Annotated in this window: 9 protein-coding genes; 8 read left to right on the top strand and 1 reads right to left on the bottom strand. The window is 39.4% G+C overall.

Going from position 1 to position 8,226, the window contains the following annotated elements:
• Window positions 1–359 precede the first annotated feature (359 nt).
• From ispG to AB1414_11430, 8 genes are all read left to right on the top strand, one after another.
• A complete protein-coding gene (ispG, locus tag AB1414_11395; protein ID MEW6608036.1) occupies window positions 360–1,424 on the top strand; it encodes a flavodoxin-dependent (E)-4-hydroxy-3-methylbut-2-enyl-diphosphate synthase in 1,065 nt (354 codons plus the stop codon).
• A 23-nt stretch (window positions 1,425–1,447) separates the two neighbouring features.
• Window positions 1,448–2,335, top strand: a complete 888-nt coding sequence (locus AB1414_11400; GenBank protein ID MEW6608037.1) for an ABC transporter permease — start codon at window positions 1,448–1,450, stop codon at window positions 2,333–2,335.
• Between the two features lie 796 nt (window positions 2,336–3,131).
• Window positions 3,132–3,395, top strand: a complete 264-nt coding sequence (locus tag AB1414_11405) for an ankyrin repeat domain-containing protein (GenBank protein ID MEW6608038.1) — start codon at window positions 3,132–3,134, stop codon at window positions 3,393–3,395.
• A 414-nt stretch (window positions 3,396–3,809) separates the two neighbouring features.
• The gene (locus AB1414_11410; GenBank protein MEW6608039.1) at window positions 3,810–4,124 is read left to right on the top strand and encodes a hypothetical protein; all 315 of its coding nucleotides are present in this window, start codon (window positions 3,810–3,812) and stop codon (window positions 4,122–4,124) included.
• A 152-nt stretch (window positions 4,125–4,276) separates the two neighbouring features.
• Window positions 4,277–4,558, top strand: a complete 282-nt coding sequence (locus AB1414_11415; GenBank protein MEW6608040.1) for a type II toxin-antitoxin system Phd/YefM family antitoxin — start codon at window positions 4,277–4,279, stop codon at window positions 4,556–4,558.
• Window positions 4,555–4,956: a putative toxin-antitoxin system toxin component, PIN family gene (locus tag AB1414_11420; protein ID MEW6608041.1), complete on the top strand. Its 402-nt coding sequence runs from the start codon at window positions 4,555–4,557 to the stop codon at window positions 4,954–4,956. Before AB1414_11415 ends, AB1414_11420 begins: the two co-directional genes overlap by 4 nt.
• The gene (locus tag AB1414_11425) at window positions 4,902–6,734 is read left to right on the top strand and encodes an NB-ARC domain-containing protein (protein ID MEW6608042.1); all 1,833 of its coding nucleotides are present in this window, start codon (window positions 4,902–4,904) and stop codon (window positions 6,732–6,734) included. The genes AB1414_11420 and AB1414_11425 overlap by 55 nt, the downstream gene beginning before the upstream one ends.
• Before the next feature lie 54 nt (window positions 6,735–6,788).
• Window positions 6,789–7,463, top strand: a complete 675-nt coding sequence (locus AB1414_11430) for a tetratricopeptide repeat protein (protein MEW6608043.1) — start codon at window positions 6,789–6,791, stop codon at window positions 7,461–7,463.
• A gap of 33 nt (window positions 7,464–7,496) precedes the next feature.
• On the opposite strand, the gene AB1414_11435 is transcribed toward AB1414_11430, so the two are convergent.
• Complete coding sequence (locus tag AB1414_11435; GenBank protein ID MEW6608044.1) at window positions 7,497–7,721, bottom strand: hypothetical protein; 225 nt, start codon at window positions 7,719–7,721, stop codon at window positions 7,497–7,499.
• Window positions 7,722–8,226 lie beyond the last annotated feature (505 nt).

Consider the following 8,226-nt stretch of genomic DNA (forward strand, 5'->3'; position numbering starts at 1 on the left):
AAAAATAAGGTGTAGAGTTATAGAGATAAGTCGTAGAGTCTTTTCTTAAGTAAAAAAATAAAAAAAAGCTTGACACTTTACATAACAGACACAGAGACGCAGAGAAAAAATTAAAAACTATTTACCAAACGCAAGATTCCATCACGGATTTTCATCGGTGCAAGCTTTTAAGGACCGACATTTCATGGATTGATTAACAATTTGGTTTTGATGTCCTATGTATTTTATGATTGCCTCAATAACCTTTTCTGTTATCTGATTTATTTCTCTGTTTCTCTGCGTCTCTGCGGTAAATTACCACCTGAACACTTACAAAATTTCATTGACATTTACCGCCTGAATATATATACTTAATAAATATGAATAGAAGATATTCAAAACCTATTCGAGCAGGTAATCTTACAATCGGCGGAGATGCACCTATTTCAGTCCAATCAATGACCAAAACCAAAACAAGTGATGTTAAAACAACGGTCAGGCAAATCAATCAACTTGAAGAAGTTGGTTGCGAAATTATTCGAGTTGGTGTCCCAGATATGGAATCAGCTAAGGTTTTAGGAGTGATTAAGAGACAAATTAGTATCCCTTTGGTTGCGGATATTCATTTTGATTATCGCCTGGCATTAGAGGCCATCGCTCAAGGGGTAGATAAATTAAGGATTAATCCTGGGAATATCAAACAAACGGACAGGGTCGTCAGGATAGTTGAAAAGGCAAAAGAGAGAAATATCCCAATCCGAATTGGGGTAAATTCGGGTTCTGTTGATAGAAAAAGATTTGGCAAGGTAGGCGCAACAGCATTGGTTGAATCAGCCCTCCAGCATATTAAGATATTAGAAGATTTAGACTTCTTTGATATTGTTATTTCACTTAAAGCCACTGATGTGCCAATGACTATCGAGGCGTATCAATTGATGGCGACCAAAGTCGATTACCCATTTCATATTGGCATAACCGAATCAGGTCTTCCGTGGGCTGGAAGTATAAAATCAGCCGTCGGTATGGGTAGTCTACTTAGCCAGGGGTTAGGGGATACGATTAGAGTTTCTTTGACCGCACAGCCTATCGAGGAAGTAAAACTTGGTTATGAAATTTTAAAGGCATTACGGTTACGAGAGACAGGTCTGGAATTAATTTCCTGTCCTACTTGTGCCAGATGTGAAATAGATTTAATCAAGATTGCTAAACAGGTAGAAAAGGAGATTAAAAAATTAAAATTTAAAAATTTAAAATTTAAAATCGCCATTATGGGTTGTGTAGTCAATGGTCCAGGTGAAGCCGCTGACGCTGATATTGGCATTGCCGGCGGTAAAGGAGTAGGATTAATATTTAAGAAAGGTAAAATTATAAAAAAGGTACCGCAAACAGAGTTAGTTGAAACACTACTCTATGAGATTGAATTGATGAGAGATAGTTCACTTTAGGGTTAAAAAAGGGGTGCAGTTACTTGTCCAAAATAAATTTATTTAAACAAGAATTTAAGGCTAACTGGGAGATATTTAAGGCAAACAAATTAGGTTTATTTGGGCTTTGTTTGCTAATATTTTTTGGGATAATGGCTTTAATTTCTCCTGTCCTACCGATGATAAATGAAATATATAAGCCTATGACCGGGGTTGACCCGGAGATTTTATGGGCAATGCCACCTTCAAAGACTCATATTCTCGGCACAGATTTTATGGGCAGAGATATTTTAAGTCAATTAATGTGTGGGGCACAAATTGCCTTTGTTATTGGTATTACGGCGGCATTGGCCTCAGTCATAATTGGAACGGTCATCGGGTTAATTGCAGGTTATTTTGGGAATGTCATTGACACTTTATTTATGCGTCTGGCAGATATTGTGCTGACATTACCCTCCCTGCCACTTATTATAATCATTGCCGCCGCTATTGGCAAACAGAGTATCTGGATTATTATCTTTATTATTGCCTTGCTTGGTTGGCCTTCTACGGCAAGAGTAATTCGGGCTCAAACATTATCATTGAAAGAGCGTCCTTTTGTTGAAGCCGCACGCATTGCCGGGGCAGGTAATATGAGAATAATCTTTTACCACATTGGTCCTAATGTTCTCCCATTATCATTTTTGTATATGACCTTTGGGGTAAGTGGAGCAATTTTGACCGAAGCAGGACTAAGTTTTATTGGTCTGGGTGACCCATCGGTCGTAAGCTGGGGTATGATGCTCCAATGGTGTTTTACCACAGGTCATACATTCAAAGCACCTTACTGGATACTTCCACCGGGAATATGTATTTCTCTTCTTACCTTCGCATTTTATCTTATCGGCAGGGCATTAGATGAAGTAATAAATCCAGGATTAAGAGAAAGATGAATTGGATTAAGGTGAATTTAGTAATCTATATCTTACAGGGTAATAAGTCAGTTATTTGGGGAAATGAACATTAACCTGCGGAGGACAAAGCAATGAAAATAGTAGGCAAGTAGGTAGTAGGTAAGTAGGAAAAGGATAAAGGATGTGCACGGTATTCCTCTTCTGGGGGCAATGCCTTCCCCTTTCCTACTTTCCTACTCTCCTACTTCCTACTTTTAGGAGAAACCCTCATGCCCCATTGGGACACAAAGGACGATGAAAAATAATAGCACGCTGATGACGCTGATGACGCGGATATTCGCGGATATAAGATAGAAGACAGAAAAAAAGAGAAAAAAATCAGTGAAAATCCGTTAAATCCGTGTCATCCGTGTTCTATTCTTACGGCTATTAAACCAGGTAGGCACAATTATCAAAAGGGAAGGGCATGGCGTCAGGATAAAGATAATCCCTGTCTGAAAATGGGTTATCGAAGGTGTCAATCCTACTTAAAATCAGAACCAATAAGAGACAAACTATGTGTTACACCTGGCTACTGCTTGCAAAAAACTTGACAAAAAGATGAAGGTAGAATATAATTTTATGTATCTACTCACCTTTTGTAAGACGGTATCCGAGGTCCGGTATCCGTGATCCGTGTCCGGTATCCGTGACGGACACGTTAAACGGACACGAATCACGAGATATGGACACGATTTTCTCCTTAAAAAAACCTGAGTAGTTACAATTTTATTAAAGGCAAAAGCCTTAGGGAGGTGGAAGATGAAAAAGATTTTTGTGTTAATCTTAAGCCTTGGTGTATGCGGCAATCAATGGCAATACAGACATTGCAAAACTCCTCATTGAAAAAGGTGCTAAGGTGAATGCAAAAGCCTACTATGGTAAGACAGCCTTGATGTTTGCGGCAGCCTGTGGCCGTACAGACATTGCAAAGCTCCTCATTGAAAAAGGTGCTGAGGTGAATGCAAAAGACTACGATGGTAACACAGCCTTGAGGTGGGCGGTAATTAAAGTCCATACAGAAACTGCAAAACTCCTCAGAGAATATGGTGCTAAATAAATGATGGGTAGAGGTGTTTGGTTATTAGCTCTATGGTCAAGGCTCTGTGCTCAAGGTTTCCCTAACCCCTATGAATCCTTCACCCTTCCTGCAAATTGTAACCGTTCAGCCACAGAGGCACAGAGTTCACAGAGAATTAGAGAAATTAGCCACAAATGCACACGAATTATAGCACTTATTAATCGAAATTTGACATAGATAGGGCTATGAAATTCCAAATCACAAATTCTAAATTCCAAATAAATTCAAATAACCAAAATTCAAAACATTACCCCCATAGTTTGGTATTTAGGACTTGAAATTTGGTGTTTATTTGAGATTTGGTGCTTGGGATTTGGGATTTTTTTACTTATCCACTCTGAGTAAAGTTTTGACTAATAACTGCTATATTCCCTCTGTGTTCTCTGTGACTCTGTGGCTATATCCCTGAACAATTATAGGTGGAACATAAATTACCTGCTAATATTTCAAAAGGATTATAAGCCAGGGAAAAAGGCATTAGAAGAGGCACAAAGGCTTATCACTCGCACTGGCTTTAAGCTCTATGAGCCAGAGGCAGAGTTTGCCTTAGCCAGGCTATATTTAGCTGAAGGAAACCCGGAGCAAGCAAAACCCCTTGCCCAATCTGCTTACGAAAAAGCCAAGGCAATGCACTATTGCCTTATAGAAACCAAAGCCTTAGAAGTTTTAGAAGAAATCTCAAAAAATTTGTTGACAAACGCTTACTAAACTTTGTATAATATTTGTAGACTAATTGTAGGAATAAATCCCGCACGTTTCTGCGGGGTATTAGACCTACGCAGAAAGGAATTATTTAATATCCATTCATCCTGCACTTTATCAAAAGTGTGGGATAAATATCCTGAGGAGGTGGATAAAAAATGAGATTTATCCCTGTTAGAGAGCTTCGGATAAGACCTGGTTATGTGTGGAAGGAATTAAAAAAAGAGCATGAGCTTATAGTAACATCCAATGGAAAACCATTTGCCTTGTTAAGTGAAGTAAAAGAAGACAATTTTGAGTCTAGTATTCTTGCCTTAAGACAATCCAGGGCATTCCTGGCTATGGAGGCTATGCAGCTTAGGGCAGTAAAGGAAGGATTACACAAGCTCTCTCTTGATGAAATTGAGGCAGAAATAAAGGCGGTAAGAAAAAGAAAATGAGGGTTGTATTGGATACAAATGTGGTTGTTTCAGGATTATTGAATCCCTATGGAGCATCTGCTTCTATCTTAAAGTTGGTCTTGCTTAAAGAGATAGAGATTGTATTTGATGCCAGATTGCTCTGTGAATATAAAGAAGTCTTGCTGCGACCCAAGTTTCAATTCAAAGAATCGCAAGTAAATGACTTTATAGATGGTCTTCTTAACACAGGTCTTTCTATATTAACCAAACCACTTAAGGCAAGTCTACCTGATGTTGATGATAACCCTTTCCTTGAGATAGCCATAGCCGATGGAGGAGCTATACTGGTTACAGGTAATAAAAAACACTATCCCAAAGAACTATGTCAAGGAGTGAATGTTTTGACTCCCCAGGAGTTTATTCAAATGTATCTTTAAGAAAAAAGGCAATGATGGAGCAGAAAGTGAAGCAAAGCAAAATTCCTGATAAGATAAAAAATAAGTTGTTGGTTGATGCAATGCACCGGTGCTGCCTCTGTCCTCAACACGAGGATATTACCCATATTCACCACATTGTGTCTATAAGTGAAAAAGGGCCCAATACAGAAAATAACCTTATGGTTGTCTGTCCAACCTGCCATGCAAAGATACATCGGATGCGAACAATGTACACACCCAGACAGCTTAAAATGTATAAGGAGAGATGGGTTAATCTTTGTGCTCAAGGGCTGCCACTTGAAGAACGGATAAGGAAAGCACCTGGAATATTCCTACTCAGCCTGCACAATCAAATCCCACCCGAGCCGAATTTTGTTGGTAGGACTGATATGCTCAAGACCATCTCCCAATGGTATCGATCCAAAGAGGTGCATATTAGTGCATTAGTCGGCTGGGGTGGGGTAGGAAAATCGGCATTAGTCAGAAAATGGTTTGATAGTTTGAAAGAAAATAACATCCAGCCGGATGGTATATTCTGGTTTGGGTTTTATCGCAATGCTTACTTTGAGCGTTTTCTTAGCACATTATTTGCCTATCTCTCCCAAGATAGATTTAAGCTTGATGATTACAGGACATCCTGGCAGAAGATAGATAAAATAAAGGAGCTTCTTTTGGAAAGGGAATATCTCATTATCTTAGATGGTCTTGAGGAGATGCAGAAATCACAAAGCGGCGAAGAATTTGGTAAGATGCAGCATCCAGAATTTGCAGATTTACTCAAATACATTGCTGATGCAGATTTTAGAGGCTTGTGCTTGATAACCACAAGATTTCCATTAAGTGATATTGAAAATTACCTAAGCTACCAGAAGCTTGATGTAGAGGAATTATCAAAAGAAGATACAAGGCTATTGTTTCAAAGGGTTGGGGTAAGAGGGGGTGATGAAGAAATAGATAAGATTTGGGAAGATTTTAAAGGCCATACCTTGAGTTTGGTTTTACTGGCAAACTATTTGGTAGAAGATTTTGGTGGCGATATTAAAAAGGCAGGTGAAATTCCTAAAATAGAGGGTAAACCACAGCGTATGCTCCTCTGGTATGACAAGCAACTAAACGAAAACCAAAGGCAGTTTATGAAGATCTTCTCACTCTTTAGAGGAACAGTGGGAGAAAAAGAATTTGAGGCAATATTTCAGCCAAGGATAAAGATGGATGCCTTCCATTTCAAGCAAATGGTAAAGGACTTAGTAAAAAGAAGGCTTATTGCCGAAGGATACACTACCCATCCTTTAATCAAGGGCTACTTTGAATCTATATTTGATGAGGAAGAAAAGAAATCTTGTCACAAAGCAATCTATGAATACTTTGGAAAGATAGCAAAGGATAAACCTGAGACCTTAGAGGAGATGCAGCCTTTGTTTGAGCAGGTCTATCATGGGTGTTCTGCAGGGCTTTATGATGAGGTAAGGAAGGATGTTTATCGGGAGAAAATATACAGAATGGAAGAATGGTTTATTACCTCGAAACTTGGTGCCTGGGAAACCAACCTATCCCTTGCCAAAACCTTCTTCCCAAACGAAGACCTTTCACAGATGCCCCTTGTAAGTAAAAAGAGCGCCCAGAGCTGGCTGCTCAATACAGCAGGAATGACACTTCTTAATACCGGCCGGCCAAAAGAGGCAGAGGAGCCATTTTTGACAGCAGTCCAGATGACTATTGAGGCAAAAGACTGGAAAAACGCCTCTATAGGTTATCAAAACTTGGCTGACCTCCAGTAGTTTCGAGTAGGCAGGCTCAAAGAGGCAAATGAGAGTGCGAAAAAGGCCCTTGAGATGGCAGAGAAAGCAGAGTCTGAGAAGGAGATCTGTGATTCAAAAGTCTATCTTGCCTGGATACTCCATCTCTTAAGTAAAGATGAGGAAGCAGAAAAGGGGTTTCGGCAGGCAGATGGGCTTGAAGGAAAGATCAGCGGTAATCGGCTTTACAGTATGTTAGGAGTTGCCTATGCTGACTTCCTCCTCTCAATCAAGCAGATTGATGAGGCTTTTGAACTTACCAAAGCAAACCTTGAGATCTGCCAGAGCGAAAATTGGCTAAATAGTATCTCAAGATGTCACCGCTGCCTGGGTGCAATTGAAAGGCTAAAGGGAAATCTTAAGAAGGTTGAGTCTCATCTTCAACAGGCCCTTGAGATCGCCCGCAAGATTGGCGTTTCTGATCTTGAAATCGAAGCCTTGCTTGAGTTGAGCAGGTTGTGGTTGGATATGAAAAAATACAAAGAGGCTATCTCTCAGGCAAACCAGGTCCTGAAGCTATGTGAAAGAACAGGCTTTTTACTCTACGAACCTGAGGCAGAGCTAATCTTAGCCAGGGCATATCTGGGGTTAAATGATCTTGACCAGACCAAAACCTTCGCCCAATCCGCCTACCAAAAAGCCAGCCAGATGCACTACCACTGGCCCAGGGTTGGGGCTGGGCAGCTACTGCGAAATCTGAATCCGTGTTGATTTGTGGGAATAGAAAAAGTGTAGCCCAACATTCTATGTTGGCGGATAGAAATATGGAATGGACAACGAAGCTAATGTCAAAATGAGAACCGCTTTATGCCAGCCTATAGCGGTTATTAACTGGAAGTTTACATAGGATAATACCCATAAATAAGGCATGAGAATCATCGTTCCGTTAGGAACATAATATCGGTCTTTCAAAAGGACAACACCAGACCATAAAATCTTTAATGAGAATAATCGTTCCGTTAGGAACATAATATCGGTAGAATAGATAGATAAATCAATCAGTTCCGTAGGAACGATATATTGGTAGAAAATTTATGGAAAGCCATTTACCGATATATTGTCCCTATGGGACATTAAATGAAGGATGAGGTAGAATTTTCACATTCTATTTTTTTCCATTTTATCATAAGAAATGGGGGAAGGCAAGCCAAATGGACATAATTGTCTAAAAATATAGAGAGTTATAGCACTAATTTGACATAGTATAGTAATGGTTCACCTGGAGTTTCGTGAATTTTCTATGATTCCTTTCTCCTTTAATCTTTGCGTTCTTTGCGGTTGATTTCTTTGCGTTCTTTGCGGTTAAAAAAAGGATAAACCACAAAGGGCACAAAGGGAAGAAAATAAGTAAAGCATTTTTTATCAACTCAACTTCAAAGGATAAGTTGCAAAAAAATCATCAGGCTTTTGAGCCTAATTTTGCCATCTTTGAGCAAAATAAACAGATTGATAAGGATTCAGATAGACTCAATGG

Source organism: bacterium, from assembly GCA_040755795.1.
In the GTDB taxonomy this organism is placed as follows: Bacteria; UBA9089; CG2-30-40-21; order CG2-30-40-21; family SBAY01; genus JBFLXS01.